General features: G+C 63.1%; 28 protein-coding genes. 11 read left to right on the top strand and 17 right to left on the bottom strand.

Going from position 1 to position 25,529, the window contains the following annotated elements; all coding sequences use genetic code 11:
- Window positions 1-7 precede the first annotated feature (7 nt).
- Complete coding sequence (locus IB272_RS00520) at window positions 8-610, top strand: superoxide dismutase (protein ID WP_060516240.1); 603 nt, start codon at window positions 8-10, stop codon at window positions 608-610.
- An 84-nt stretch (window positions 611-694) separates the two neighbouring features.
- Here IB272_RS00520 and IB272_RS00515 read toward each other — a convergent pair whose 3' ends face one another.
- A complete protein-coding gene (locus IB272_RS00515) occupies window positions 695-1,378 on the bottom strand; it encodes a YafY family protein (RefSeq protein WP_060584270.1) in 684 nt (227 codons plus the stop codon).
- A 131-nt stretch (window positions 1,379-1,509) separates the two neighbouring features.
- Between IB272_RS00515 and IB272_RS00510 the strand changes: the two genes are divergently transcribed.
- The 4 genes from IB272_RS00510 (at window position 1,510) to IB272_RS00495 (ending at window position 4,575) form a co-directional block, all read left to right on the top strand.
- Window positions 1,510-2,145, top strand: a complete 636-nt coding sequence (locus tag IB272_RS00510) for a LysE family translocator (protein WP_060584272.1) — start codon at window positions 1,510-1,512, stop codon at window positions 2,143-2,145.
- A 230-nt stretch (window positions 2,146-2,375) separates the two neighbouring features.
- Window positions 2,376-2,822 (top strand): cytochrome c, encoded by a 447-nt coding sequence (locus IB272_RS00505; RefSeq protein WP_034789273.1) that lies wholly within the window; start codon window positions 2,376-2,378, stop codon window positions 2,820-2,822.
- 105 nt (window positions 2,823-2,927) lie between these two features.
- Window positions 2,928-3,842 carry a cytochrome c gene (locus IB272_RS00500; protein WP_060584274.1) on the top strand — a complete coding sequence of 305 codons (915 nt, stop codon included), beginning with the start codon at window positions 2,928-2,930 and terminating at the stop codon, window positions 3,840-3,842.
- Window positions 3,843-3,900: 58 nt separating this feature from the next.
- The gene (locus IB272_RS00495) at window positions 3,901-4,575 is read left to right on the top strand and encodes a nitroreductase family protein (protein ID WP_034789276.1); all 675 of its coding nucleotides are present in this window, start codon (window positions 3,901-3,903) and stop codon (window positions 4,573-4,575) included.
- A gap of 52 nt (window positions 4,576-4,627) precedes the next feature.
- On the opposite strand, the gene IB272_RS00490 is transcribed toward IB272_RS00495, so the two are convergent.
- The 8 genes from IB272_RS00490 to IB272_RS00455 form a co-directional block, all read right to left on the bottom strand.
- Window positions 4,628-5,215: a DJ-1/PfpI family protein gene (locus tag IB272_RS00490; RefSeq protein ID WP_034789277.1), complete on the bottom strand. Its 588-nt coding sequence runs from the start codon at window positions 5,213-5,215 to the stop codon at window positions 4,628-4,630.
- A gap of 10 nt (window positions 5,216-5,225) precedes the next feature.
- Entirely contained in the window at window positions 5,226-5,729 is a 504-nt protein-coding gene (locus tag IB272_RS00485; protein ID WP_060584276.1) for a GNAT family N-acetyltransferase, read from the bottom strand.
- A gap of 214 nt (window positions 5,730-5,943) precedes the next feature.
- The gene (locus IB272_RS00480; RefSeq protein ID WP_034789279.1) at window positions 5,944-6,357 is read right to left on the bottom strand and encodes a helix-turn-helix domain-containing protein; all 414 of its coding nucleotides are present in this window, start codon (window positions 6,355-6,357) and stop codon (window positions 5,944-5,946) included.
- A 125-nt stretch (window positions 6,358-6,482) separates the two neighbouring features.
- The gene (locus IB272_RS00475) at window positions 6,483-7,358 is read right to left on the bottom strand and encodes an alpha/beta hydrolase (RefSeq protein WP_060584277.1); all 876 of its coding nucleotides are present in this window, start codon (window positions 7,356-7,358) and stop codon (window positions 6,483-6,485) included.
- A gap of 230 nt (window positions 7,359-7,588) precedes the next feature.
- Window positions 7,589-8,056 carry a hypothetical protein gene (locus IB272_RS00470; protein WP_113135467.1) on the bottom strand — a complete coding sequence of 156 codons (468 nt, stop codon included), beginning with the start codon at window positions 8,054-8,056 and terminating at the stop codon, window positions 7,589-7,591.
- Between the two features lie 104 nt (window positions 8,057-8,160).
- Window positions 8,161-10,497: a glucose/quinate/shikimate family membrane-bound PQQ-dependent dehydrogenase gene (locus IB272_RS00465; RefSeq protein ID WP_060584370.1), complete on the bottom strand. Its 2,337-nt coding sequence runs from the start codon at window positions 10,495-10,497 to the stop codon at window positions 8,161-8,163.
- A gap of 426 nt (window positions 10,498-10,923) precedes the next feature.
- Window positions 10,924-12,429: a protein adenylyltransferase SelO gene (locus IB272_RS00460; protein ID WP_060584281.1), complete on the bottom strand. Its 1,506-nt coding sequence runs from the start codon at window positions 12,427-12,429 to the stop codon at window positions 10,924-10,926.
- A gap of 152 nt (window positions 12,430-12,581) precedes the next feature.
- A complete protein-coding gene (locus IB272_RS00455) occupies window positions 12,582-13,538 on the bottom strand; it encodes a homocysteine S-methyltransferase family protein (protein ID WP_060584283.1) in 957 nt (318 codons plus the stop codon).
- A gap of 238 nt (window positions 13,539-13,776) precedes the next feature.
- Between IB272_RS00455 and IB272_RS00450 the strand changes: the two genes are divergently transcribed.
- On the top strand, window positions 13,777-14,391 hold the full coding sequence (locus IB272_RS00450) for a TetR/AcrR family transcriptional regulator (protein ID WP_034789290.1): 615 nt from the start codon (window positions 13,777-13,779) through the stop codon (window positions 14,389-14,391).
- Window positions 14,392-14,448: 57 nt separating this feature from the next.
- Here the strand turns inward: IB272_RS00450 and IB272_RS00445 are convergent, their stop codons facing one another.
- The 5 genes from IB272_RS00445 to gstA all read right to left on the bottom strand — a co-directional run bounded on the left by IB272_RS00445 (window position 14,449) and on the right by gstA (window position 18,526).
- Window positions 14,449-14,967 carry a DUF1697 domain-containing protein gene (locus IB272_RS00445; protein ID WP_060516230.1) on the bottom strand — a complete coding sequence of 173 codons (519 nt, stop codon included), beginning with the start codon at window positions 14,965-14,967 and terminating at the stop codon, window positions 14,449-14,451.
- A 71-nt stretch (window positions 14,968-15,038) separates the two neighbouring features.
- On the bottom strand, window positions 15,039-17,147 hold the full coding sequence (locus IB272_RS00440) for a S9 family peptidase (protein ID WP_034789294.1): 2,109 nt from the start codon (window positions 17,145-17,147) through the stop codon (window positions 15,039-15,041).
- A gap of 153 nt (window positions 17,148-17,300) precedes the next feature.
- Entirely contained in the window at window positions 17,301-17,507 is a 207-nt protein-coding gene (locus tag IB272_RS00435; protein WP_060584287.1) for a 4-oxalocrotonate tautomerase family protein, read from the bottom strand.
- Window positions 17,508-17,516: 9 nt separating this feature from the next.
- On the bottom strand, window positions 17,517-17,912 hold the full coding sequence (locus IB272_RS00430; protein ID WP_060584289.1) for a nuclear transport factor 2 family protein: 396 nt from the start codon (window positions 17,910-17,912) through the stop codon (window positions 17,517-17,519).
- Window positions 17,909-18,526 (bottom strand): glutathione transferase GstA, encoded by a 618-nt coding sequence (gene gstA / locus IB272_RS00425; RefSeq protein WP_348646771.1) that lies wholly within the window; start codon window positions 18,524-18,526, stop codon window positions 17,909-17,911. Before gstA ends, IB272_RS00430 begins: the two co-directional genes overlap by 4 nt.
- 134 nt (window positions 18,527-18,660) lie before the next feature.
- Between gstA and IB272_RS00420 the strand changes: the two genes are divergently transcribed.
- Window positions 18,661-19,062, top strand: a complete 402-nt coding sequence (locus IB272_RS00420) for a helix-turn-helix domain-containing protein (protein WP_060584291.1) — start codon at window positions 18,661-18,663, stop codon at window positions 19,060-19,062.
- 3 nt (window positions 19,063-19,065) lie between these two features.
- On the opposite strand, the gene IB272_RS00415 is transcribed toward IB272_RS00420, so the two are convergent.
- Complete coding sequence (locus IB272_RS00415; protein WP_034789469.1) at window positions 19,066-19,986, bottom strand: LysR family transcriptional regulator; 921 nt, start codon at window positions 19,984-19,986, stop codon at window positions 19,066-19,068.
- 147 nt (window positions 19,987-20,133) lie between these two features.
- On the opposite strand from IB272_RS00415, the gene IB272_RS00410 reads away from it, so the two are divergent.
- The 3 genes from IB272_RS00410 (at window position 20,134) to IB272_RS00400 (ending at window position 21,800) form a co-directional block, all read left to right on the top strand.
- Entirely contained in the window at window positions 20,134-20,406 is a 273-nt protein-coding gene (locus tag IB272_RS00410; protein WP_060516228.1) for a DUF2798 domain-containing protein, read from the top strand.
- A gap of 157 nt (window positions 20,407-20,563) precedes the next feature.
- Window positions 20,564-20,929: an SH3 domain-containing protein gene (locus IB272_RS00405; RefSeq protein ID WP_112975671.1), complete on the top strand. Its 366-nt coding sequence runs from the start codon at window positions 20,564-20,566 to the stop codon at window positions 20,927-20,929.
- A 112-nt stretch (window positions 20,930-21,041) separates the two neighbouring features.
- Window positions 21,042-21,800, top strand: a complete 759-nt coding sequence (locus IB272_RS00400) for a class I SAM-dependent methyltransferase (protein WP_060584294.1) — start codon at window positions 21,042-21,044, stop codon at window positions 21,798-21,800.
- Window positions 21,801-21,864: 64 nt separating this feature from the next.
- Here IB272_RS00400 and IB272_RS00395 read toward each other — a convergent pair whose 3' ends face one another.
- Window positions 21,865-24,024 carry an inverse autotransporter beta domain-containing protein gene (locus IB272_RS00395; RefSeq protein ID WP_060584296.1) on the bottom strand — a complete coding sequence of 720 codons (2,160 nt, stop codon included), beginning with the start codon at window positions 24,022-24,024 and terminating at the stop codon, window positions 21,865-21,867.
- Window positions 24,025-24,190: 166 nt separating this feature from the next.
- Window positions 24,191-25,030, bottom strand: coding sequence for an SDR family oxidoreductase (locus IB272_RS00390; RefSeq protein WP_060584298.1), 840 nt, complete (start codon window positions 25,028-25,030; stop codon window positions 24,191-24,193).
- 130 nt (window positions 25,031-25,160) lie between these two features.
- Here IB272_RS00390 and IB272_RS00385 point away from each other — a divergent pair, with 130 nt between their 5' ends.
- Entirely contained in the window at window positions 25,161-25,517 is a 357-nt protein-coding gene (locus IB272_RS00385; protein ID WP_034789314.1) for a helix-turn-helix domain-containing protein, read from the top strand.
- The last annotated feature ends 12 nt before the right edge of the window (window positions 25,518-25,529 follow it).

The raw sequence follows: 25,529 nt of genomic DNA, 5'->3' as shown, positions 1-25,529 counted from the left end.
TGCCCACATGGCTTTCGAATTGCCGAACCTTCCCTATGACTACGATGCGCTGGCGCCCTACATGTCGCGCGAGACGCTCGAGTACCACCACGACAAGCACCACCTGGCTTACGTGACCAACGGCAACAAGCTTGCTGAAGAGGCCGGCCTCTCCGACCTGTCGCTGGAGGAAGTCGTCAAGAAGTCCTACGGCACCAACCAGCCGCTGTTCAACAATGCCGGCCAGCACTACAACCACATCCATTTCTGGAAGTGGATGAAGAAGGGCGGCGGCGGCACCAGCCTGCCGGCCAAGCTCGACGCGGCCATCAAGTCCGACCTCGGCGGCTACGACAAGTTCCGCGCCGATTTCATCGCCGCCGGCACCGGCCAGTTCGGCTCGGGCTGGGCCTGGCTCTCGGTCAAGAACGGCAAGCTCGAAATCTCCAAGACCCCGAACGGCGAAAACCCGCTCGTTCACGGCGCCTCGCCGATCCTCGGTGTCGATGTCTGGGAACACTCCTACTATATCGACTACCGCAACGCCCGTCCGAAGTACCTCGAAGCCTTCGTCGACAGCCTGATCAACTGGGATTACGTGCTCGAAATGTACGAAGCGGCTTCCAAGTAAGCTGCCCGTCTTCGATGCATGACGTTTGGACCCGGCGCTTGCGCCGGGTCTTTTCGTTTGTGCTGGGTACCGATGAGGCCAGGCTCAGGTGGTCTTCCAGCCGCTGATCCAGAGTTCCCTGAGGCGGTTTCCCTCGCCTGGAAAATAGGCGCCGACCGCCTCGCAGTGCTCGACACGGTCGGCGCGAAAGTTGCGGATCGCCTGGCGCAACTCGCACCAGCCGACGATGTTGGCAGTTTCCGAATAGTAGATCAGCGCCACCGGCCGGATCGTGCGTTCTGTGGCGCGGCCGAGTTCGTCGCGATAGTCGAGTTCGAGCTTCTGCTCGTCGCGGATCGCCCGGCGTACCAAAGCGAGATCGATGCCGGCGGGCGAGGGGGCGATCGTTCCCCAGGCGTGCAGCGCCTGCGAACGAAAGGCCAGTCTCAGCGGCTCGGGCACGGCTGCAGTGATTTTCTGGTTGACGCGGCCGGCGGCTGCCTTCAGTTCCTCGTCGCCGGTTCGTGCCAGCAGCGCCAGAGCCAAGGCGATCGCTTCCGTTTCCTCGATCGAAAACATCAGCGGCGGCAGGTCGAAGCCGGGCCTAAGAATATAGCCGATGCCGCGGCCGCCTTCGATCGGCACGCGCATCGCCTGGAGTGCCGCGATATCGCGGTAGATCGAGCGCACCGTCACCTCCAGCGTCTCGGCCATTTGCGCGCCGGTCACGGGCTTTCTCGCAAGCCGGAGGATCTGGATGATCTCGAAAAGCCGTGCCGCCTTGCGCATCGAAAACCTCCCCCGTCGTCAACGCTCCTGACACTACCTTGTCAGTTGCCCGGATCTATACCATCAGCCAACGGATTGAAAAAAACAGCAATTCGATTGAGAAATGAAAACCCGGACGACGGACAACTGACATGACCTACACGGAAAACCTCTGGCTCTTCTTCACCCTTCTGTTCGGCATCATCATCGTGCCGGGTATGGACATGGTCTTCGTCCTTGCGAACTCGCTAACGGGAGGGCGGGCCTCCGGTCTGTCGGCGACGGCCGGCATCATGGCGGGCGGCGTGCTGCACACGCTCTATGCGGCACTCGGCGTCAGCGTCATCCTGCATCTGGTGCCCGGCCTCTTCAACGTGCTGCTCGTCGCGGGTGCTGCCTATATCGCCTGGATCGGCTTTTCCCTGGTCAAAAGCTCGATCACCATCGGCGGCATCAACGGCGCGGACCGGCTGTCGCGCTGGGCGAGTTTTCGCCAGGGCGCGCTGACGAGCCTGATGAACCCGAAGGCCTATCTCTTCATGCTGGCGGTCTATCCCCAGTTCCTCAAGCCCCAGTTCGGGCCGATCTGGTCGCAGGCCCTGGTCATGGCCGCGATGATTGCGGCGACGCAGCTCGCTGTCTATGGCGGCCTTGCCCTTGCCGCCGGCCGCGGCCGGGATTTTCTGGTCGGCAGCCCCGAGACGACCGTGTGGATCGGCCGGGCCGCCGGGGCGGTGCTCGTTCTGGTCGCGGCTTTCACGGTGTGGCAGGGCTGGTCGGCACAGTGAAGCTGTCCCGGTTTCTCTAAAGTATAAACATGAATTTTAAAGTCATGTTATTGGCGGGCCTGTTGAAATCCCGGAATTACGCCGGCCGACGGAAATTCCTTTGTCCTAACAAGCACATCAAAAAAATGTTACTTCCGTCGAATACTCAAGATGACATCATGCGGCCGCATTGGGCATGAAGGCCAGGCAGGCAGATTCGCCGAATAGATTTCATTGACCGGGAGATCCTGATGAAAATACGCGCACTCATGTTGGCTGCCGCTCTTGCGGGCCTGGGTGTTACTGCCGTGACTGCAGCCGACGAGCCGCAGGTGGTTCGCCAGCAGGCGATGAAGAAGGTGGGCGCTGCGACTGGCGCGCTTGCCGGCATCGCCAAGGGCGAGAAGCCCTATGACGCGGAGGTCGTGAAGGCATCGCTGACGACGATCAGCGAGACGATGAAGACCTTCCCGGACCATTTCCCGGCCGGCTCGGAAGCGGGCCACGAGACCGAGGCGAGCCCGAAGATCTGGGAAAACCTGGATGACTTCAAGGCCAAGGCCGCCAAGCTCGGCACCGATGCCGAGGCGGTTCTGGCGCAGCTGCCGGCTGACCAGGCGGCCGTTGGCGCGGCCCTCGGGGGCATCGGCAAGGACTGCGGCAGCTGTCATGAGAGCTACCGCCTGAAGAAGAATTGACCGGCGGCAACGTCCTATCCGGCTGAAAGAGGAGGCACGCGACGTCCCGCCGCGTGCCTTCACTCGTATTGAGCACACTGTTGCGGCAGGGCATGAGGGGAGACTATGGGTCGTCGGGCGAGAAAGCTGATATCGGGTCTTGTGGTGCTGGGCGTCGTCGGCGGTGCCGCCTTCTGGTGGCTGACGAAGCCGGCACCCTGGAGCGCCTCCCATTGGGAGGGCCTCGGAGAACCGGATCTTGCCAAGGGCGAACAGGTCTTCTGGGCCGGCGGCTGCGTCAGCTGTCATGCCAACAAGGGCGCCGAAGGTGACGCGCGTCTGGTGCTTTCGGGTGGCGCGCCGCTGAAGAGCCCCTTCGGCACCTTCCACGCGCCGAACATCTCTCCGGACGAAACGGCCGGAATCGGCGCCTGGACGCTCGCCGAGTTCGGCAACGCCATGACCCGCGGCGTCGGGCGCAACGGCGAGCATCTCTATCCGTCGTTCCCCTACGGCTCCTATGCGCGCATGGCGGCCAAGGACGTCAACGACCTCTGGGGCTTCATGAAGACGCTGCCGAAGAGCACCGAGGTGGCGCCGCCGCACGAATTGCCATTCCCTTACAACATGCGGATAGCCTTGGGTGGCTGGAAGCTGCTGTTCCTGACCGACAAGCCACGCACCGCGGTGGACGCCAACGACCCGAAGCTCGCCCGCGGGCAATATCTCGTCGAGGGGCTTGGCCACTGCGGCGAATGCCACACGCCGAGAAACGCGCTCGGAGGCTTCGAGCCGGATCAGTGGCTCGCAGGCGCGCCGAACCCGGAAGGCGAGGGCCGTATTCCCGATATCACGCCCGGCTCCAAGAGCATCGGCAGCTGGAGCGCCTCTGATATCGCCTCCTATCTGGAAACCGGCTTCACGCCGGAGTTCGATTCCGTCGGCGGTTCCATGGTGGAAGTGCAGAAGAACATGGCAAAACTGACGCCGGCCGACCGTGAGGCGATCGCCGCCTACCTGAAGGCGGTACCGGCGCTCTAACGCTTGATCTTCGTAGCAAGGCGCGCTCAACTCGGCTTCATAACGAGGAGGAGACTGGATGCGCCCACACGAAACCGCGCCCTACGACCAGTGGATCGAACGCAGCCCCGAGGAGATGGTGGCCCGCGCTGCGGACTTCTATGAAGAGGTCAACCGCCGCCGCACCACGCGTTACTTCAGCGATCGTCCGGTGCCGCGTGAGGTCATCGAAACCTGTCTGAAGGCGGCGGGCACGGCGCCGAGCGGCGCCAACCATCAGCCCTGGCATTTCACCGTGATCGAGAGCCCCCGGATCAAGGCCGAGGTGCGCCACGCGGCGGAAGAGGAGGAGCGTATCTTCTATCGGGACAAGGCGCCGCAGGAGTGGCTCGACGCGCTGGCGCCGCTCGGCACCGACGAAGACAAGCCCTTCCTTGAGACTGCTCCCTACCTGATCGTCGTCTTCTCGCAGAAGCGCGGTGGTCCCAATCCGGGCGATCTGAAAAAGAACTACTACATCAACGAAAGCGTCGGCATTGCTACCGGCATCCTGATCACGGCGCTGCATCATGCGGGCGTTGCGACACTGACCCATACGCCGGCGCCGATGAACTTCCTCAACGAGATTTGTGGTCGGCCGGACAGTGAAAAGCCGTTCCTGATTCTGGTGGCCGGCTATCCAGCCCCGGATGCGACCGTGCCGGTGGCCGGCAAGGTGAAGAAGCCGCTCGATCAGATCTCGAACTGGCTCTAGGCCTGTTGCCAAAAGTGGAGAGGCCGCTTTCTGCACCGAAATGGAAGGCGGCTTACCCGATGCTGCCGCTGTCGTCGGGCCGATGCTCCCGCCCGTAGAGTGCAAGAAATCCGTCGAGCTCCGGTGAGCCGAGACCGAGGCCATGCAGGATCTCGCCGGAAAAGCTGATCGGCGCGGTGCCGGCGGCGGTGACCACGTGGCCGCTGCGCATCGCCTGCGGCTGATCGCGATAGTGCGAAGCACCATGATAGCCGGTCAGCGCCGCAAGGCTTTCGGCGCTGTTGCCGGTGTGGTCGACGCGGTCGAGAAGGCCGCATGTCGCAAGGGCATGGACGCCGCCGCAAATGGCTGCGACCACCCGCTTGTTGCGATCGAAGGCACGGATCGTCGAGGAGAGATCGGGCGCCTCGTTCGTGTCCCAGATTGCGCCGCCGCAGATCACCAGCCCGTCGAAGCCGGCCGGGTCGAGGGCATCGACGGAGAGATGCGCCGAGACGTCGAGGCCGCCCATCGAGGTGACACGCGCGCCGTCGACGGTGGCAACCTCGATATCGACGCCGAGATGGGTGCGCGCCGCCGCCATCAACAGCGCACATTCCCAATCGGCGAAGCCTTCGCACAGGACGATTGCAAGACGCATCGGCAGCTCCTCAGCCCAGCTTCTGCATATAGCGCATGCCGGTCACCGGGCGAGGGACGAAGCGTTCGGATTCGTAGAAATGGTGTGCCTGGAAGTTGCCCGTGGCGGCGCTGACCGAAAGGAAGTCGCAGCCGGCCATCTTCGCCTGCTCACGCGCCTTGGCGACCAGGTGGCGGCCAATGCCGGTGCCGCGGCTTTCCGGGCGAACGAAGAGGTGATGCAGCTCCATGCCGCGTGCGCCTTCGGCGGCCCGGTAGATCGGCACGAGGATCGCGTAGCCGATCAGCCGGTTGCCGGCCTCGGCGACGAGCGCCGTAATCCACGGCGTACGGCCGAAAAGGTCACGCTCCAGCTGTTCCGGCGTGATCGGGGCGGCGTCGCCGTGATGGGCCGAAAGTTCGGTGATCATGTCGCGCAGTTCCGGCAGGTCGCGCTGCTTGGCGCAACGGATCGTCACCATCGGCGGGCGCGTCGCCGGTGTCGCATGAAGGGTGGGGATGGCGGTCTGTAGCATGTCTGGGCTCCTCGGGTTTTCTCGCCATCAGGAGCCGGAAAAACAAAAGCCGCCTGATGGCGGCCTTGTTGAATATGATCAGCAGGCCGCTCCTATCGGAACAGCCAAAAATACACGCGGCAAATGGGTGCGTTCTTGATCATGGGCGCTAGATTGTTTGTTTTCGTGATTTTGTCAACGGGGATTTTTCAAGGCGACTAATTAAGCTGCCGCCTCAGTGCTCGCTCTCGCACATGGAATGGTCGGCGAGCGCCCGGATCACATAGCAGTCGCCGACGGTGTGATTGCCGTCGCAGGCGACGATGCGTTCCAGTTCCTGCTCCAGCTTCCTCAATCGCGCGATCTTCTCGCGCACCGTTGCCAGGTGCTCGCTGGCGATGCGGTCGGCTTCGCCGCAAGGTCGCTCCGGATGCTGGCTGAGGGCGAGCAGGTCCTTGATCGAATCGATCGACAAGCCGAGGTCGCGCGCATGGCGGATAAAGGCCAGTCGCTCAAGTTCGCCTTTCTCGTACCGCCGCTGATTGCCTTCGGAGCGCTCGGGCGCTGCGATCAGTCCCATCTGCTCGTAGTAGCGGATCGTCGGGATTTTGACGCCGGTGCGCCGGGAGAGATCGCCGATGGAATACATGCTCGCCTCAAACCTATAGCTTCTGGAGCAATAGATAGTTGGGCGCGACCAAGTGTCAATGGTTGGGAAGGGGAGGGGCCGGTCTCGGCCCCTCTGAATGCTGGACGCTGCGAGGGCGGCTTGTCCTAGCCGCGGTCGTTTTCGAGGAACGAGAGCAGGGCTTCGTCGAAGAGATCGCTTTCTTCCAGCTGCGGCGTATGCCCGCTCTGTTCGAAGAGCCGCACCGTCAGGTCCGTGAAGTCCGCCCGGTACTCGTCCCAGCTGAAGGCCGGGGCGACGAGATAGTCCGAGCGGCCGAGCGCAAGCAGGACCGGCGCTGCCAGCCTGTTCAAACCCTTGCGGATATCGATATCGCGAAAGACCTCGCCCCAGAGATGGTCGAATACCGCGTTGTTGACAGTGACATCTCGCCAAAGAGGCGTTGCGTCGAAGTCCGGCTGATGCCAGCTCTTCGCGCCGAGCCGGATCAGCAGGGCTTTGAAACGTTCCTCAGGCCGCGCCGTGATGTCGTCGCCAAGCTTGGCCATCTCCCGTGCGAAGATCGCTTTTCGGGCCGGCGACACTGTTTCTTCCCAGATCCGGTCGGCGAGCGCCATATGACGAGCCGAATGGCTCGGACCGGTGCCGACCATGATCACGTGGCTGACGCGCTCCGGGTGTCGCTTGGCATATTCGAGGGCCATATAGCCATGGCCGGAGTGTCCGAGAATGGCGAAGCGTTCGAGCCCCAGATGCGCCCGCATTCGCTCGATATCATCGAGCACCGTCTCGAAGCCGATGTCGCCAGCGGCATAGTTGGTCCGCGCCGGTGCGAAGCCGCGGTGGTCGATGAAGATCAGCCGCAACTTCTCGCGAAGCGCTTGGGAGAAGGTGCGGGGGTAGTAGGCGGCGCTGCCGATGACGAGCAGCGGCGTGCCACTGCCTTCGATCCTATAGCCGAGGTCGAAGGGGCCGGCGCCAAGGCTGCCGGCTTCGGAAACAAATCCGTCTTTGGTGGTCATGAGGATGATCCTAGCGATGGCCGGTGAACGGTCATGTCCGTGTCAGGACGTTCAGGCGGCCGAAAAAAAAGCCATGCCAAAAACCGCCGAAGGGCGGCTGTGGCGTCGGTCGTTTTCTGCCGGCGAAAGTCGCTAACGGATCAGGCGCATGGATCTTGGTCCTCTTTGGAGGATCGCTGGATATCATCGATTGTCCGACCGAGACAAGCCGATCGGCGCAAACCGCCCTCTCAGGGGATGTCGTCGCCGCCGTTGGCGAGATCGGCGGTCGCCACGTCGCGCTGCTGCTCGACACCCATCGCGCGCTCGACAGCCTTGCGGATCTCTTCCTCGGCGGCCTGCCGCTGCTCGGGGGGCATCTCCTTGAGATCCGATTCGGTCAGGCCCATCGCCTTGAGGACCTGTTCGCGGATTTTCTCAACCAGGCTCTTCTTCGCTTCCTTCAGAAACTCGTCGCTGACCGAACCTTCCGAGGCCGCAGGGCCTTCTTTGGCGGAAATCGAAGCCGTGCTCTCGCCGTCGCGCGCCGCCGTCATCCACAGCGCGTTGGAAAGGGCGTTCGAGGTCGAAGGCGGCGCGATCGTCGGGGCCTGGCGCGGGCGCGCATCACCGCCGCTCTCCTCGATCGGCGCGATAGTGCCCGCCTGCTGGCGGCGCTGGGAGAAGTAGTAGTTCGAAATGCTGTTGTCGATCTTCATGGGATTCCCCCGGAATCTGTCGTCCGGGGGAAGCTGCTGTCGCGGGCTTGCGCGGAGCTTACTTTTGCAACCTTCTAGCGAGAATTAGGGATGCTTCGCGCGCGTCAAGGCAGAGTGTAGGCGATGATGTAGTCACCGGGCCTGGTGCCGACCGAGCCGTGGCCGCCGGCAACGATCAGCACGTATTGCTTGTCGCCGACCGCATAGCTCATCGGCGTCGACTGGCCGCCGGCGGGAAGGCGCGCCTCCCAGAGCTGGCGTCCGGTCGTGAGGTCATAGGCGCGCAGATAATCGTCGACAGCGGCACCCAGGAAGGCGACGCCCCCCTTGGTGATCATCGGCCCGCCGATGCCCGGTACGCCGACCTTGAACGGCAGCGGCAACGGCGTCATGTCCTCGACTGTGCCGTTCTTGTGCTTGTAGGCGATCTTGCCGGTCCTGAGATCGGCTCCAGCGACGTAACCCCACGGCGGCGCCTGGCAGGGAATGCCGAGCGGTCCAAGGAAGGGGCCCATGAAGACGCCATAGGGCGCTCCATCGTTGCGATTGAGCCCTTGCTCCGACCCCTTCTCGTCCTGGCCCTTCGGCGGCACCTGGTCGCGGGGCACGAGACGCGAGGTGAAGGCGAGATAGGTCGGCATGCCGAACATCACCTGCCGCTCCGGATCGATCGCGACGGAACCCCAGTTGAAGGTGCCGAAGTTGCCGGGATAGACGAGCGTGCCCTCGATCGACGGCGGCGTGTAGCGTCCCTCATATTTCAGCGAGCGGAACGCGATGCGGCAGGCAAGCTGGTCGAACAGCGTGACGCCCCACATGTCTTTTTCCTGCAGCGGTGCAGGCATGAAGGTGAGGCCGGAGACCGGCTGGGTCGGGGCGGTGAAGTCCTCGGGGATCGCGCCACCCGGCGCCTGCACCTCCTCGACCGGGATGATCGGTTCGCCGCTCCTGCGGTCGAGCACGTAGATGTCGCCCTGTTTCGTCGGTCCGACCAAAGCTGGCACGACGGTGCCGTCCTCCTTGGTGATGTCAAGCAGCGCCGGCTGCGCCGGCACGTCCATGTCCCAGAGGTCGTGATGTACGGTCTGGCGAACCCAGCGCACCGCGCCCGAATTGATGTCGAGCGCGACGATCGAGGAGGAATATTTCTCGACGTGTTCGCTGCGGCCCATGCCGAGCTGGTCGGGCACCTGGTTGCCCATGGGGATGTAGACGAGGCCGAGACCCTCGTCATAGCTGAAGACCGACCAGCTGTTCGGCGAGTTGGTGGTGTAGGTCTGGCCTTCGGGGAGCGGTGCCGTCACATCAGGGTTGCCGCTGTCCCAGTTCCAGATCAGAGCACCGGTGTTGATGTCGAACGCGCGGATGACGCCGGACTGTTCCTGGGTGGAATAGTTGTCGTTGACCGCACCGCCGATGATCAGCTTGCCGGCGACGGCAACCGGCGGCGACGTCGAATAATAGTAACCGGCCGGGTTGTATCTCATGCCCGTTTCGAGATGCAGCACGCCATTGTCGGCAAAGCTGGTGCAGACGGACCCCGTCGCCGCGTCGAGCGCGATCAACCGCGCGTCGGAGGTCGGAAGGTACACCCGTTCGGCGCAGGGGCTGCCCGGGGCTGCAGCCGGGTCGGCCCAATAGGTAACGCCGCGGCAGGTCTGGTGCTGGCGGTCCGGGTTCATGCCCGAGTTGCTGTCATATTTCCATTTCTCTTCGCCGGTTGCCGCATCGAGCGCGATCGCCCAGTTGTGCGGTGTGCAGGCATAGAGCGTGTCTTTGATCTTGAGCGGCGTCACCTGATAGGTCGTTTCGCCCACGTCGTCGGGTCTCTTGATGTCGCCGGTCTGATATTGCCAGGCAACCCTCAGCCCCCCGACATTCTCAGGCGTGATCTGATCGAGCGGCGAGTAGCGCTGGCCGAAGGCGGTGCGCCCGTACTGGTGCCATTCGTCCGGCGGTACCGAGCCGCCGAGCGGTGGATTTTCAGCGACGACATCGCTCGGCAGATCGCCGCGTATGTCGTGCGGGTCCTGCATGATTGCGTAGCCCGCGACACCAACCGATACCAGCACTGCAAATGCCAGCGGCCAGCCACTCACGGCATAACGCTCGCCCGTCGGGCTTTCGAAGCCGAGCGGCCGGCGCACGGCCGGCAACAGTAGCCAGAGCCCCAGAAGGACGATGACGCCGCCACGCGGGCCAAGCTGCCACCAGTCGAAACCGACCTCAGACACCGCCCAGCCGAGCGAGCCCAGGATCATGAACGCATAGAGCCAGATCGCCGCCGATTTCCGCATGAACAGCAGCACCGCCGTCAGCAGGAAGCCGATGCCGATTGCGAGGTAATAGGGGCTGCCGCCAAGCATCAGCAGCTTGGCGCCGCCGCCGCCAAGCGCGAGGCCGATGATTGCAAAGACGATGGCCGTCAGAACGAGCATGATGGGAACTCCCGCATCGAAGAACGGTGCAGTGGCACGGTTCTTTCCATTGCGGCGGTCCGTTGCCGGGACCGCGTGAGACAGGTGGCTTCGAAGCGGCGGTCGCAAGCCTTGTCGCGGCCGCCCGGTCAGGGAAGGCGCAGAGCGCCTGTCCTGTTAGCACCTAACGCGCCGTCTTTGCCTTTCAATAGCCACATTCCGCAACGCGGAAATATTCGCAGGCCCGCAATAAAGTTGCGGTCAAGGCGACCAGCCGAACGTGGACGACCGGTGTGTTCAAGCGCCGCTGGCGGCGCGTTGGCTGAGGGCAGCCAGGTGCCCGTCCCCGCGTAAAAACAGCGGCATAGAACGATTTGATGAATCGGCCTGGCAGCATAAGCGCAAGGCCGCGGAAATACGGCTCACCGGAATGCCGCATTCCAGAGACGGCTATGTGCCGCAGAAGGTGCGCTGGACTTCCTCTCCCGGGCTCGGCGGAGCCTGGTAGCGGGCAAACTGCGGCAGGTCGGCATAGGGGTTGGCGGTGACTTCGACCAGGGCCTCAAAGAGCGAGAAGTCCGCATCTTCGGTCGCGGCCGCGATCGCCTCTTCGATCCGGTGGTTACGCGGAATAAAGGCCGGGTTGACCGCCCTCATGGCGGTCGCGCGTTCATCCGGCGTCGCCTTCTCGCGACTGAGACGCTGACGCCACTCTTGCAGCCACGGCCCGATTGCCCCGGTAGAGGCAAAGGTCGAGGCGAGTACGGCATCGGCGGCCGGGTCGCGGGCGCTGTCGCACAGCCGCCGGAAGGTGAGGGTGAAATCCGCTTCCCCCTGATGCATGGCCGTCAGCAGCGCCTGCAACAGGTCGAGATCTCCCTTTTCGCTCATGACCAATCCGATCTTGCGCCGCATGCCATCCAGCCAGTGGCGCTGGAAGATCGCGCCGTACTCGCCGAGCGCATCATTGGCCAGTTCCACCGCAGTATCCTGGTTGTCGTCGAAGAGCGGCACCAGGGTTTCTGCCAGGCGCGCCAGGTTCCATTGCCCGATCGCCGGCTGGCTAGCATAGGCATAACGACCGATCTGATCGATCGAGGAAAACACCTTCTTGGGATCATAGGCATCGAGGAAGGCGCAAGGGCCGAAGTCGATCGTCTCGCCCGAGATCGTCATGTTGTCGGTGTTCATCACACCATGGATGAAGCCGACATGCAGCCAGCGCGCAATCAGCTCCGCCTGGCGCGCGGTCACCGCCTTGTAGAAGGCAAGATAGGGCCGTTCAGCGTCCCTGACCTCAGGGTAGTGGCGATCGATCGCGTAGTCGGCAAGCACCTTCACCGACTCCATATCGCCGCGCGCCGCGAAAAATTGGAACGTGCCGACGCGCATATGGCTTGCCGCGACCCGCGTGACGATGGCACCCGGCAGGATCTGTTCGCGATAGACCGGTTGCCCGGTGACGACGGCGGCAAGCGCCCGTGTCGTCGGAATGCCGAGCGCGTACATCGCCTCGCTGACGATGTACTCGCGCAAGACTGGACCGAGTGCCGCGCGCCCGTCGCCGCGCCGTGAGAAGGGGGTCTGGCCCGGTCCTTTGAGCTGGATGTCGCGCCGCTTCCCGTTGCGGTCGATCACCTCGCCAAGGAGGATCGCCCGGCCATCACCGAGTTGCGGCACGAAGGTGCCGAACTGGTGGCCGGCATAAGCCATGGCAAGCGGATCGGCACCGGCGGGAAGGCGATTGCCCGAAAAGATCTCGGCGCCCTCGCGTTCGAGCGTCGCCACGTCGAGACCGAGCTCCTCGGCCAATGGCTTGTTGAGCTTGATCAGCCAGGGCTCCGCCACCGGAGTGGGCGCGACGCGCGCGAAGAACTGCTGCGGCAGGCGCGCGTAGCTGTTGTCGAAGGCAAAGGCTTCGGCATTTCCGGTCGGCGAGGCGGGAGCGTAATTCATGGCAGGGCGGTCAACGGCCTTTGCCGGGATGTCCGGCTGCCGTCCTTTCCGTTCAAGTCTACACAAACACTGTGGCTTTCGCGAGGGTGGCGACGAGAAGGCGCCCTCCCGCAATTGCTTGCGAGAGGGCCGGGAGGGCGAGGCCCCGCGCCTCAGGCGCTAAGCGCCGTCGGTGGAAGGCAGGCCTCGCAGATTGCCGCGATGTGGCGATGGTCGGTGCCGCAGCAACCGCCAAGGATGCGCAATCGTGGCAAATGCGTCGTCAGTGTTCGATAACGCTGGCCGAGGTCGAGGGGATCCCCGGCATCCAGGATTTCGCTGTTGTCGAGCTCGGCATGGCTCATCCTGGAAGCGTTGGCTCGGATACCGGCGATGCGCTGCGCCCAGGCGCTCCCCGTATCGAGGCTGGTCTCGAAATGATCGGGGTGGGCACAGTTGATCATGTAGTAGTGCGGATAGCCGCCGGTCGCCGCATCAACGGTCTCGATCGCGGCCTGAAGGGTTCGGCCGTCTGGGAGCCGGCCGTCGGTTTCCACCGTGAAGGCAATCGAGCAGGGCATGCCATGGCTCTGGGCCGCCCGGGCAATGCCGGTCGCCTCGTCGATGCTGGTCAGCGTATAGGCGCCGACGATATCGGCGTCACTGGCGGCAAAGGCGGAGATCTGTGGTCCGTGATAATCCTCGGCCTCATCCGCACTCATGCGGCCCAGACGGTAGCCGTCGCCGCGCGGCCCGATGGCGCCGCTAAGCACGATCGGCGCTTGCGGACGTTCGTACTCGGCGCGCAGTTCCGCCAGCATGTAGATGGCGTTCTGGTTGACCTCGGCCAGGGCCGCGGCGTCATAGCCGAGCTTCACGCCCCAATCGGCGCTGGCGCGCCAGGTGGGTGTGTCGAGCACGAAGCCGGTGCCGTGCTGCTGTGCGATTGCGAGATATCGCTTGTAGTAGTCGAGCAAGCGCCGGCGCCCGTCCGCCGTCGAAATGAGCACGAAGGCGGCAAAATGCGGGAGGGAGATGCCCTCATGAAAGATCAGCGTCGTTTCGATGCCACCGTCACTCAGGAACAGTCCACCCTTCAAGAGCGGCAGGCTGCGTCTGTATTTGGCCATATCGGTCTCCACCGGTTCAGTCTTGGCTGAAGGGCCCGCGGATGCCTCCAACACCGCAGAACCAAGTAAATTTCTGCCTTATGATCATCTTCTAAACTAGACGACTTGCGGTATACTATTGCTAATATACTAAATTAGTGTCGAAAAATCAGTGACTTACTGGCTTGCAGCCGCCGCTGCGCTAGGAGCTGGCCGCCGAGTAATTGCTGGAAACCGTACCAATGGTAGGGAGCAGCTAATGCGAAAGGGTGAGGAAACGCGCGCCAGAATCCTCGACGTCGCCGAGGCGGCGGTGCTTGCCAAGGGTTTCGGCGCGACTTCGATCGACGAGCTGATCGCCGAGACCGGCATCACCAAGAGCGGATTCTTCTACCATTTCCGCGACAAGAACGAACTCGCGCGGGCTCTGCTCGAGCGCTACATCGAGAACGACGAGCGCATCTACGACGAGATCTTCGGCCGCGCCCATCAATTGTCAGACGACCCGCTGCAGGCTTTTCTTCTGGGACTGAAGATGCTGTCGGAAATTCTCGCTGACCTGCCGAACGGCCATCCCGGCTGCCTGGTCGCGGTCATGTGCACGCAGGAGCGCGCTTTCGATCGCGAGATCCAGGAGATCAACCGGCAGGCGGCGCTGATGTGGCGTCGGCGTTTCGGCACGATGTTCGAGGCGATCATGCAAGTCTACCGGCCACGCGAGCCGCTCGACGTCGACCAGCTGGCCGATATGGTTTCGACCGTGCTTGAAGGCGGCATCATCCTGTCGAAGGCGCTGAAGCAGCCTGAAAGCCTGCCGCAGCAGCTGCTCGTACTCCGATCCTTCGTCCGGCTGCTTTTCCAGCCGGCAGCCTGAGCAATTCCAGGAAAAGTGTGACGCGGTTTTCCGTCCGGAATGGCGCCTTGCGGTGCGTCAGCCTTCCATCTCAAGCGCCAAGGCAGCAAGCTTGCGCACCGTGTTGAGGTTGCGCGCGGTGCCTGGTTTGGCGGCCGGCAGCTTGAACTTCGAACGGCCGGAGCCGTTCGGGAAGTGGATATAGATCTCAGCTCCGGCAACCTGGGCTTCTTCGCCATCGGGTGCCACGAGTTTGTCGAGCGCGTCTGATGGTGCCGGCTCGCGCAGGAAAACGACAAGCAGCAGATTGGGCTTGGCGTCCGGGAAGGGGGCCTGATCGGCGATCGCCTGCAATTGCGCGCCGGTCCTGATCATCACGCCTGGCGCCTTACCGAGCTTTTCCTGAAGTGCGCTGTCCAGCATTGCCGCCGCGTCTGCCGCCGGCAGATCGGAGCGGAACAGCACGTTGCCGCTCTGGATGTAGGTCTTGACGTCGGCAAAGCCGAGCCCCTCGCAGATCGCCTTGAGGTCGGCCATTGGAAGCGATCCCGTACCACCGACATTGACGGCTCGCAGCAGGGCGACGTGGACGGGCATGGCGGGACCTTTCACCTCAGGTGGCAATGGGATGAGAAAAACCGCAAACAGGTTTACTCATCCCGATCCGTTTACATCTTGCCGGCGACCTTGATGGCAAAGGCGTATTCGAAGGCGATCTCCTCGAGCCGCTGGAAGCGACCCGAAGCGCCGCCATGGCCGGCGTCCATGTTCGTCTTCAACAGGATCGGCGCGCTGCCCGTCGTCTTCTCGCGCAGCCGCGCGACCCACTTCGCCGGCTCCCAATAGGTGACGCGCGGATCGGTGAGACCGCCGAGCGCCAGGATCGCGGGATAGGACTTCGCCTCGACATTGTCGTAGGGCGAGTATCCGGCGATGATGTCGTAGAACTCGCGGCTCTCGATCGGGTTGCCCCATTCCGGCCATTCCGGCGGGGTCAGGGGCAGGGTGTCGTCGAGCATGGTGTTGAGCACGTCGACGAAGGGTACGGCCGCGATAACGCCGGTGAACTTCTCCGGCGCCATATTGGCGATCGCGCCCATAAGCATGCCGCCGGCGGAGCCGCCTTCTGCGACGATCTTCGCGTAGGACGTGAACTTCTGTTGATTCAGATAGTCAGCGGCCGCTATGAAATCCTTGAAGGTATTGGTCTTCTTGGCCATCTTGCCGTCTTCGTACCAGGCAAAGCCGCGATCCTTGCCGCCGCGGATATGGGCGATGGCATAGACGAAGCCGCGATCGGCCAGCGACAGGCAATTGGTGTTGAAGCCGGCCGGAATGGTGATGCCATAGGCGCCATAGCCATAGAGCAGGCAGGGCGCCGAACCGTCGAGCGGCGTGTCCTTGCGGTAAAGCAGCGTCACCGGCACTTCGGTGCCATCCCAGGACGGCGCGAAGACGCGGCGGGTGACATAGTCGTCCGGGTTGTGGCCCGAAGGCACTTCCTGGGTTTTCAAGAGCGTGCGCGCGCGCGTCGCCATGTCGTAGTCGAAGAGCTGCGACGGCGTGGTCATCGACGAGTAGGAGAAGCGGATGACGTCGGTGTCGTATTCGGCAGCACCGGAAAGGCCGAGCGAATAGGCCTCTTCGGCAAAGGCGATCGCGTGCTCTTCGCCGGTCTTGCGGTCGCGGATGACGATCTCCGGCAGGCCTTCGCGGCGCTGCAGCCAGACGAGGTGGCGGGCATAGGCCATGTGGCTGAGGATCAGTGTGCCGGGCTTATGCGGCACCACCTCGCGCCAATTCTCCTTGCCCGGTGCCGTGACCGGCGCTTCGACGATCTTGAAGTCCTTGGCGCCGTCGGCATTGGTGAGGATGTAGAAGACGTCGCCGCCTTCGGTCATCGCGTATTCGAGCCCGGTGACGCGCTCGGCGACGAGCTTCGGCTCAGCCGTCAGATCCTTTGTCGAGAGCAGTCGGTATTCGCTCGTCTCGTGATCGTGGATGTCGATGTAGATGAAATCGTCGAGCAGCGAGCCCCCGACCGACATGAAGAAGCCGGGATCCGTCTCCTCGAAGACCAGCCGGTCGTCGGTCTGGGCGGTGCCGAGGATATGGTGGAAGATCTTCGACGGGCGGTGGTTGTCGTCGAGTACTGTGTAGAAGAAGCTCTTGCCATCGGGCGCCCAGGCGCCGCCGCCGCCGGTGTTCTCGATCACGTCTGCCAGGTCTTCGCCCGTTGCGAGGTCGCGCACCCGAAGCGTGAAATATTCCGAACCCTTGTCGTCATAGCCCCAGATGCCGAGGCTATGGTCGGTCGAATGGTCGAGCCCGCCAAGGCGGAAATAGGCCTTGCCTTCGGCTTCCTTGTCGCCGTCGAGCAGCAATTGCCGGATCGCCTCGTCCTTGTGGTCGCCGTCACGGGGAATGCGGAAGTAACGCGGCTGCTCGCCGCCGGTGACATAGGCATGGCCGTAGGCGAAGGGACCGTCCTTGACCGGGATCGAGCTGTCGTCCTCCTTGATCCGGCCGCGCATCTCGGCAAACAGCGTCTTCTGAAGTGCCTTGGTGTCATCCATCGCCGCGTTCATGTAGGCGTTTTCGGCCTCCAGATGCTTGCGGATATCAGGATCGAGGATCGAGGGATCCTTGAACATCGCCTGCCAATTGTCCGCGCGCAGCCAGGCATAGTCGTCGGTGCGGGTAATGCCGTGGCGCGTGTCGCTGACCGGCTTCTTTGCGGCGACGGGAGCTTTGGGGAGGTTGCTGAATACGGACAAGATACGTCTCCGGGATCAATGCGGCGGGAGACAATGAGATAGAGACCCTGTCGAAAGCGATCAAGCGCAATCGAGCTACGCGCGGATCACCGCGGCATCGGGCGGGCGGCTGCCCCTTCCATCGTGGTGGGTAGGGGCAGCGTGTTGCTACGATTATTCGCCGACCTTTCGCCGGTACGCATCAACCGGCAATCCACCGACGCCCCAGTCTTCGAGCGCCACTTCGTCGATGACAACGAAGGTGGTGGCCGGATCCTTGTTGAGCACGGTGTGAAGCAGATCGGTGACGCCCTTGATCAGGGTTGCTTTCTGCTCGGGGGTTGCACCTTCGCGGGTGATCTTGATGTTTACGTAGGGCACAAGCTTCTCCTATTGCGCGGATGCGATGTCGTAATGGAAGACCTTGGCGATGATCTGCCAGCGGCCGTCAAGAAAGACCAGGGACAAAAAGTCGGTGAAGGCCTTCTCGCCGATGGCGCATTGCACCTTGGCAAATGCGGTTACGGGGCCTGCGAACTCGATGGAAAGAATACGGTCGATGCGCGCTTCGTCTCGGCTTTCGGGCGAGGGACGTTTTTCGACGATCGGAAAGTACCTGTCCATGTCGAGTTCGAGCAGGGTTCCGTCCGTTGCGGTGGCATAGAGCGCCTTCGGGTGGAAGACCTGCCTGAGAATGTCGGTGTCGCTGCGATAGAGCCCGTCGAAGTAGCGTTGCAGGACGTGGACGATGGCTGCGAACTGCGGATCCTTCGGTGACGCGCTCATGCCACGACCAGGCCTTCCGCCTGCATTGCGCTGCGCACGGCAGGACGTGCGCCGATCCGTTGCATGTAGGCTGCGAGATGCGGCCATTGCATGAGCGCGATCCCGGTGCCGCTGCTCCAGTTCACGACCGTGAAGAGATAGGCGTCGGCGACGGAGAAGACCTCCCCGAGCAGGTAAGGGCGCCCGTCCGCGAGCAGGCTTTCGACATGGGTCAAGCGTTTCGCCACCTGCAGCGTGGCTGCCTCCTTTGCATCGGGGGATGCGGTCGGGTCGAACAGCGGCGAGAAGGCCTTGTGCAGTTCCGATGAGATGAAGTTCAACTGTTCCTGAAGGCGGGTGCGCGCCAGCGTGCCGTTTTCAGGCGCAAGTTTCGCCGCCGGAAAGCGATCGGCGATGTACTGCACCACAGCAGCACCTTCGGTAACGACCTCGCCGCTTTCCAGCACCAGTGCCGGTACGTAGCCCTTGGGGTTGACCGCCTTGTAATCCGCACCGGTCTCGGTGCGATGAGTCTTGGTATCGACCCGGACGATCTCGAAATCGGCACCGGCCTCGTGCAGGCTGATATGGGGGGAAAGCGAACAGGCGCCGGGGGCGTAATAGAGCTTCATCATCTGGTTCCTTCTGAAATGATTGTCCGTTTGTCGAGGACGGCGGAACCTAAGCGGAAGCAGTAACCTTTGTATATCAGATAACCTTATGTTATCTCCCTTTCCGGTTTCCCAGCGGTAACTGGAAAGTTTTGTCCATGAGCTTGAAAATTCGGAAAAATCGGGCCGCGGCCTTGCCGCCGAACTGCCCGGTCGGCGAGTGCATGGTGCTACTCGGCGGCGCATGGACGCCGAACATCCTCTGGTCCTTGAGCGCCGGACCGCGCCGCTTCAGCGAACTGAGGATCGACGTGCCCGGTATTTCGGCAAAGGTGCTGAGCACTCGGTTGAAGGAACTTGAGGAGAAGGGTGCTGTCGAGCGGCGGATCATGCCGACGTCGCCGCCTTCCGTGGAATACAGCCTCAGTGAGCTCGGCGCGGAGTTCATCCCGGCCATCCATGCCATCGTCGAGGTCGGCTATCGGCTGAAGCAGCGGCGAGGCGTCGAGGTCGTGCGCAAGGAAACGGCTGCCGCTCCGGTCCCGGTCACCGGTGGGTAAGACCTACCAGCGCCCCTTCAGGCTCTGCACCGCATGCTCGATGAACGCGCGCACCTTCGGCGTTTGCGCCTGGCGGTCGGCAAAGCAGGCATAGAAATCGAAGGGCTCGTGGTCGGTGCTGGCCAATCCCTCCTGCGGCAGTTCGCCGAACAGCGGCACCACCAGCCCGCGTTCGATCAGCGGCGCTGCGATGAAGGCGCCGAGCCGGGTGATGCCGGCGCCGGCGATCGCCATCTCGGCGAGCGTGTCGATATCGTTGCTGACGATCGTCGCCTTCAGTTCCGGCTCGAAGCGCAGGCCGTCGCGGGTAAACGCCCAGCGAAAGATCCGGCCATGCCCCGCATAGCGGTAGACGAGGCAATCGTGGTGCACGAGATCTTCGGGTTGCTGCGGGCGGCCGCGTCGCTCCAGATAGGAGGGGGCTGCACAGATGATCATCGGCACGGAGGCAAGCTTGCGGGCAATCAGCCCCTGTTCGAGCTGCAGGCCGAAGCGCACGCTGATGTCGATGCCTTCGCCGATATGATCGATCTCGCGGTCGGTGACGACGAGCTCGATCGAGACATCCGGATACCGGGCGGCGAAGGAGGGGACGAGCGGCGCCACCACATGACGACCGAAGGCGACGGATGAGGCGATCTTGAGCGGCCCGCGCGGCTCGGTGCTGAGTGCCGAAACGGCGGCGGCTGCAAGCTCCAGCTCGTGTACGACGCCGCGCACCCTCTCGTAGTAAATCCGCCCGCTCTCGGTCAGGCCCAACTGGCGCGTGGTGCGGCTGAGCAGCCGGCTGCCGAGCGTTCGCTCCAGGCGGGCGATGTTCTGGCTCGCGGAAGCGGGTGTAATCCCGAGCTTTCGTGCCGCCGCGGCGATGCTGCCTTCCTCGACGCTCCTGACGAAACTCTCGACGCCGCGCAAAGTGTCCATAACCCAAACCATCGAATAGAAACATCTATTCGATGGTTTTGCCTGTTTCTGAACAAGGCTGCAATGGCCTACTTGGCTGCGACGCGATCCGTATAGTGCGGCCAGAAACGAGGGGGTGGTCCCCTCGATCAAACCAGGAGACTTCTGATGGAAGACACCCTATCGGCGCCGCGGCTCGCGCGCAGCCGCAAGCTGCCGCCGCGTGCGGCCCCCGTTGCCTTCGCCTTCTTCATGTCGGCGATCATGGCGTTCCTGATGTGCTGCGTCATCGTCGGCGTCAACACCGGCATCGACGCCGGCTACCCGGCCCGCGTGCTCGGTTCCTACGCGCTCGCCATGCCCGTCGCCTTCGTCTGCGTGCTCATGGTCCGCCCCGTGGTCGCGCGGCTGGTCGGCGTCGTCTGCCGCCTGCCGGGCTGACAAGACCCCGTCCCGGAAAACCGGGGCGGGCGGCATGCCCACGTCGGGATAAGGGGCGCTCTCGTCGTGAATCCATTCAGTTGCAATTCAGCCGAGGGGTCGCATTCTGTTTTCTGCCGCAACGACTGGCGGTCTGATCAAGGCAATGGAGATGGGCATGTTGAACAAGCTGGTGCAGGCGGCCATTCTGGCCGGGGCGCTCTCCACCGCACTTCCCGCTACCGCAAGCACGTTCGCCGCCTGGGAAGTGTCCGGGGTCGACTGGAACGACGTGCTCAACGCGCGCGCTTGGCCATCCTCCTCCTCGGCGATCCGCGCCGGCTATCCCAACGGCACGAAACTGCAAATGACCGGCCGCTGCATGAACGGTGTCGATCTCAAGCGCATCGCCCGCTGGTCGGCTTCCGCCCAGCGCCAGGCCGTGCGGGCCACCTGGTGCCAGATTTGGCACGATCCGCAGCGCAGTGGAAACTGGCAGGAGGGCTGGGTTTACGGCAAGTTCATCCGGCCGGCGCGCTTCTGACACGTTTGGGCGATGACGATAAAGCGTCGGCGTGGCTGGCAAACAACAGCCCTGGTCGCATACTCCCGTATAAAGCACAGCGTTGCTTTGTTTTATCGGGAGCAGGGGTATCGTGAACAATACCTATGGCAGACTTGCCTCTCATGTTTATAATTTAGACAAATATATTGGAAAGTCCTTCGGCGACATCGAGTATTATCGGCAGAGGCTCGAGGGCTATCGTGGGCCGATCCTCGAACCAGCCGTCGGCAACGGCCGAGCGCTGATCCCGTTGCTGGAGGCCGGTTTCGATGTCTGCGGGTTTGATGCCTCGCAGGACATGCTCGACTATTGTCTCGCCCAATGCGCCGGCCGCGACTTAGCGCCGGCCCTGTCTCGCCAGACCTTCGAGACCTTCACCTATGCAAAGCGCTTCGATGCGATTGTCGTACCCACCGGTTCGTTGCAGCTGATCGCCGATCATGCAGCGGCATCAGCCGTGCTGAGGCGCTTTTACGATCACCTGGCACCGGGTGGTCGGTTGATCTTCGATCTTTACCCGGGCGACATGGTCGCCGACCTGCAGCCGAATATCCGAAGCTGGCAAACGGAGGCGGGCGACCTTTTGACCCTGACCAGTCAGCGGGTGAGGACCGACATCCTCGGCCAGACGACCGTTTCGCACCTGCGCTACGACCTCTGGCAGGAGGGACGGCTGGCGTCGAGCGAGCTTGAATTCTTCACCATGCGCTGGTGGGGCGTTCAGGAAATGCTGCTGACGCTGCAGGCAGCCGGTTTCGCCGATATCGTCATTTCCGGCGATTATACCTTCGGCCGTGCTCCAAGGGACGGTGACCATGTCGTCACCTTCGAATGCCGACGCCCGGTATAGATCGCGCGGCGAAGCAAACCGGACAAAAGAGCCACGCCCGGTCGCCCGGGCGTGGCTTCGGTTATCAGCGGCAACGGGCCGCGGCGTTGCCCTGATCGAGCTTGACGCCGTTGATGGTCAGCACCGAACCCGGCGACTGGGTGATCGTCCCGGCCGACCAGCCGTTGTCGAGCAAGCAATCCTTCGGCGTGTTGCTCACGCTGACATTGCCGACGATGTCTTCTGTCGGGCCCGAGAAATAGAGGCCCGCCTTGCCGGCTTTGTCGACCGCCATGTTCTTCAGCACGACGTCGCGCACCGGTCCTCCAAGGAACTCGAACTCGTTGCCGTAGATGAAGGCGCCATAGGTGCCGGCATTCGTTACCTTGACGTCCTCGAGCGAAATCCCGGAGACGGGATTGAAGAAGATGCCGGCGTTGCGGGTACCGTCGACTGTCAGTCCCTTGACGTTGACGTTGGTGGTCGTCGCATCGAGGTTCGGGCTCGAGACCAGCATCAGACCGTTGATGCCGCCAAAGAGCCGCATGTCGTTGATCGCGACGTTGGAGGTGCCCTGCAGCACAACGAGATCCATGTCCCGGTCCTGCTTGGCATTGTCGACCGTTACACGGTTGAGCCTGACATCCTTGCCGGCGACGAGCAGCACGCCTTCGCGGCGGGAGTTGCTGATCGTCACGTTGTCGAGCGTGACGTTCTGCGTGCCGGTGACCAGTTCGTAGTCTGTCCGTCCGACCTTCCTGAACTCGCCGCCGGCAAAGACCCCATAGGTGACCTTGTCGATGACAGTGTCGCGCACCGTCACGTTTCGGCTGCCGACGGAGCTGACGGCGGCATAGGGCGCCTTGTTGGGGTTGTAGATCGAGAATTCGCAGGTCGTGTTGTTCTCGCAAATGTAGAGGTCGTGGATGCGGCTGTCCTGAACCAGCGCGCCATTAACGCGCGTGAAGCGAATGCCGTCGTGGTTGGTGGCGGCAATGTCGACCTTATCGACGGTGACATCTGCGGCGTTCGTGGCCGAAATGCCGGCTAGGCCGCCGCGGACCGAAAGCGACGAGATGGTACCGCCGGACGCCATGGCAATCACGTCCTCGGCGGGGTTGTAGCCGGTGATCGTGGTGGCCGCACCCTGATTGACGAAGGTTGCGGTCGCGCCGCTGCGCGCGCCGCTAACGGTAATTGCGCCGCCGCCGCCAAGGAGTGTCTGGTCGTTGCCGAGCGCGAGTGTGCGGTCGAGACCGAGGTTGCCGTCCGCGAGGATCAGCGCGTCGGCGCCGGCAGCCCCGATCAGGGCGTTGATGTCGGAGGCATTGCCGGAAGCCGAGGAAACGGTCACCACCCGGCCGGCGTTACGGCCGGTGCCGGCAAGCTGCGCGGCCTCGACATCGCCGGTGGCGCCCGCATGGGTGCGGATGCGGGTGGCGCGCTCGACACGCTGGGTCATCGGATCGAAGGCGTCGGCGGTCGAGCCGGTCGCGCCGAACGGGATGCGCAGCCGTGCCATGACGGCGCCCTTCAGCTTGTCCTCGTTGTCATAGGTGCCGGTCACGCCGAGCGAGACGGTCGATCCCTCGGAAAGGCCCGGCAGGTCGGCAAAGGTCAGTTCCGCACGCAGCTTGGCGCCGAACATGTCGCCGAGGTTGCGGCCGCCATACCAGTAGCTGCCGCCGAAAACCTTCAGCTGAACGTTGGAGTCTTCCGCAAAGACAGGCAGGCGCCCGCCGATTTCGGCGTCGATGCCGCGTCGCGCCCGTTCCTTGCCTTCCTGGAAGACGAGCACGTGGTCGCGCACATAGGTGGCATTGAAGGCGCTCAGCGTCTTGGCGCCGGTCAAAGGCAGATAGAAGTTGCTGCGCATTTCGAGGTCACCGCTGAGCGCCTCGAGGCCGAAGGACAGCTGGCTGAAGGCGTTGCCGTGGTCGCTCTTCAGATAGTCGTAGTAGCCGTAGCCGCCGATGACCCATTGGTCGTTGGCGCGGAAACGATAGCCCACGCCGACGGAGCCCTGGCGGACGGAATCGTTGGCAATGGCCCCGCGTGTGTCGATGAAAATCGCATCGCCCGAATCGAGCACGAAGGGGAGGAAAAAGCCGCCGCCGGCAGCTGACCCGCCGCTGAAGAAGCCGCCTTCGATTTCCGCCTGCGGACGAAAATCCACCGCCAGCGCGGGGCTCGAAAGAAGGGTGCTGCTCGCCAGGGCAGCCGCAAGAAAATTCTTATTTTTCATATTATTAACTCCGCATGAATGCGACCTTGGGCGAGGCCGATTGGGCATGCGGTTAAAATATGTGAGTATAATACTCAAGTTTATTGATCGGTTGTCTGGGAACTATCCAGCGGCGTGTTGACGCAGGCCGCCCGCGCGGGAACGAGCGGCCATCGTCCGGGTTCGGTCAGGCCCTGAGAGCCTCGGCATTGTCCTTGGCGTAGGTTTCCAGGCTACGCGGCTCGTGGCCTGTCAATATCTTTACGTCGCCGGTAGGGTTTGCCACCCAGCCTTCGCGCACGGGATGGAAGATCGACGCGAGGAAGCGGGCGTAGTCCTCGGGCACCCCGGCGCCGACCAGCACGCCGACGAAGGTCTCGTCATCGACAGGCGTGTAGGCGATGGGCTTAACGGTCACGCGTGACAGGATCGCTGCCGCCTCGCCGTAGCTCAGCGCTTCCGGCCCGGTGAGGTTGAAGGCGCGGCCGTTGAAGGCTTCGCTGGTCAACGCTGCCACGATGCTTTCGGCAATGTCGCGTGTATCGATGAAGCTCGTCTTGCCTTCGGCCGCCGGAACCGCGATCGCGCCGTGGCGGATACCCTCGATCCAGTAGCTCTGGAAATTGTCGGAGAACCAGTTTGGCCGGAGGATGACGAAGGGTGTTCCGGTTTTCTCGAGCTGCAGCTCAAGTTGGCGATAGGGGATGTTGTCGTCCGCATCGACGCCGATGACGGTCATCAGCACGACCTTGATGCCGCGCGCGGCAGCGGCGGCCATGATCGGTCCGACCAGCCCGACCGGGTCGAGGTATCCCGCCGGTGTCAGAACGAACAGGCGGTCGACGCCGTCGAGCGCCGGGCCAAAGGTCGTGGCATCCTCGTAGTCGAAGGCGACGGCTTCCGCGCCATCAACGGCTGTCGCCTTTCGGGACGCAACCCTGACCGTTTCGCCACGTGCGGCCAGCGCCCGTACCACCTTGCTGCCGATCGTCCCGTTCGATCCAAGAACCAGAGTCTTGCCTGCCATCACCGTTCTCCTAAGTATCCAAATGAAACCATGTTACGGATGGATACTAGATACTGGTCCGGGAAAATGCTGTAAAGGAGGCAGTTTTTGGTGACATGGTTTCCGCCCGGAAACCGCGATGGGGTGCCCGATGGAGTACGACGTCTATATCCAGACCTGTCCGACCCGCCTGGTGCTGGACAGGCTTGCCGACAAATGGGCCGTGCTGGTGCTTGGAAAGCTCGATGAACAGCCGGTGCGCTTCAACCAGTTGAAGCGCGAGATCGACGGCATCTCGCAGAAGGTGCTGTCGCAGACCCTGAAGAAGCTGGAGCGGGACGGGCTCGTCAGCCGCAGCGTCTTTGCGACGGTGCCGGTGACCGTGGAATATGCGATCACGCCGCTCGGTCGCACGCTGACCTCGACGGTCGCGGCGCTGACGCGCTGGGCGGAGGAGAACATCGAGGCTGTGCTGCAAGCCCAGCAAAAATACGACCGCAGCGCCTGAGGCGGCTGCGGC

The organism is Ensifer sp. ENS08, assembly GCF_014852195.1.
Classification (GTDB): domain Bacteria; phylum Pseudomonadota; class Alphaproteobacteria; order Rhizobiales; family Rhizobiaceae; genus Ensifer; species Ensifer adhaerens.
This window is presented reverse-complemented; position numbering and strand designations above follow the sequence as displayed.

Excerpts from the sequence above, each read along its gene's own strand:
- IB272_RS00520 (WP_060516240.1), top strand. The coding sequence starts at position 8 with ATGGCTTTCGAATTGCCGAACCTTCCCTATGACTACGATGCGCTGGCG.
- IB272_RS00515 (WP_060584270.1), bottom strand. The coding sequence starts at position 1,378 with ATGCGCAAGGCGGCACGGCTTTTCGAGATCATCCAGATCCTCCGGCTT.
- IB272_RS00510 (WP_060584272.1), top strand. The coding sequence starts at position 1,510 with ATGACCTACACGGAAAACCTCTGGCTCTTCTTCACCCTTCTGTTCGGC.
- IB272_RS00505 (WP_034789273.1), top strand. The coding sequence starts at position 2,376 with ATGAAAATACGCGCACTCATGTTGGCTGCCGCTCTTGCGGGCCTGGGT.
- IB272_RS00500 (WP_060584274.1), top strand. The coding sequence starts at position 2,928 with ATGGGTCGTCGGGCGAGAAAGCTGATATCGGGTCTTGTGGTGCTGGGC.
- IB272_RS00495 (WP_034789276.1), top strand. The coding sequence starts at position 3,901 with ATGCGCCCACACGAAACCGCGCCCTACGACCAGTGGATCGAACGCAGC.
- IB272_RS00490 (WP_034789277.1), bottom strand. The coding sequence starts at position 5,215 with ATGCGTCTTGCAATCGTCCTGTGCGAAGGCTTCGCCGATTGGGAATGT.
- IB272_RS00485 (WP_060584276.1), bottom strand. The coding sequence starts at position 5,729 with ATGCTACAGACCGCCATCCCCACCCTTCATGCGACACCGGCGACGCGC.
- IB272_RS00480 (WP_034789279.1), bottom strand. The coding sequence starts at position 6,357 with ATGTATTCCATCGGCGATCTCTCCCGGCGCACCGGCGTCAAAATCCCG.
- IB272_RS00475 (WP_060584277.1), bottom strand. The coding sequence starts at position 7,358 with ATGACCACCAAAGACGGATTTGTTTCCGAAGCCGGCAGCCTTGGCGCC.
- IB272_RS00470 (WP_113135467.1), bottom strand. The coding sequence starts at position 8,056 with ATGAAGATCGACAACAGCATTTCGAACTACTACTTCTCCCAGCGCCGC.
- IB272_RS00460 (WP_060584281.1), bottom strand. The coding sequence starts at position 12,429 with ATGAATTACGCTCCCGCCTCGCCGACCGGAAATGCCGAAGCCTTTGCC.
- IB272_RS00455 (WP_060584283.1), bottom strand. The coding sequence starts at position 13,538 with ATGGCCAAATACAGACGCAGCCTGCCGCTCTTGAAGGGTGGACTGTTC.
- IB272_RS00450 (WP_034789290.1), top strand. The coding sequence starts at position 13,777 with ATGCGAAAGGGTGAGGAAACGCGCGCCAGAATCCTCGACGTCGCCGAG.
- IB272_RS00445 (WP_060516230.1), bottom strand. The coding sequence starts at position 14,967 with ATGCCCGTCCACGTCGCCCTGCTGCGAGCCGTCAATGTCGGTGGTACG.
- IB272_RS00430 (WP_060584289.1), bottom strand. The coding sequence starts at position 17,912 with ATGAGCGCGTCACCGAAGGATCCGCAGTTCGCAGCCATCGTCCACGTC.
- gstA (WP_348646771.1), bottom strand. The coding sequence starts at position 18,526 with ATGATGAAGCTCTATTACGCCCCCGGCGCCTGTTCGCTTTCCCCCCAT.
- IB272_RS00420 (WP_060584291.1), top strand. The coding sequence starts at position 18,661 with ATGAGCTTGAAAATTCGGAAAAATCGGGCCGCGGCCTTGCCGCCGAAC.
- IB272_RS00415 (WP_034789469.1), bottom strand. The coding sequence starts at position 19,986 with ATGGACACTTTGCGCGGCGTCGAGAGTTTCGTCAGGAGCGTCGAGGAA.
- IB272_RS00410 (WP_060516228.1), top strand. The coding sequence starts at position 20,134 with ATGGAAGACACCCTATCGGCGCCGCGGCTCGCGCGCAGCCGCAAGCTG.
- IB272_RS00405 (WP_112975671.1), top strand. The coding sequence starts at position 20,564 with ATGTTGAACAAGCTGGTGCAGGCGGCCATTCTGGCCGGGGCGCTCTCC.
- IB272_RS00395 (WP_060584296.1), bottom strand. The coding sequence starts at position 24,024 with ATGAAAAATAAGAATTTTCTTGCGGCTGCCCTGGCGAGCAGCACCCTT.
- IB272_RS00390 (WP_060584298.1), bottom strand. The coding sequence starts at position 25,030 with ATGGCAGGCAAGACTCTGGTTCTTGGATCGAACGGGACGATCGGCAGC.
- IB272_RS00385 (WP_034789314.1), top strand. The coding sequence starts at position 25,161 with ATGGAGTACGACGTCTATATCCAGACCTGTCCGACCCGCCTGGTGCTG.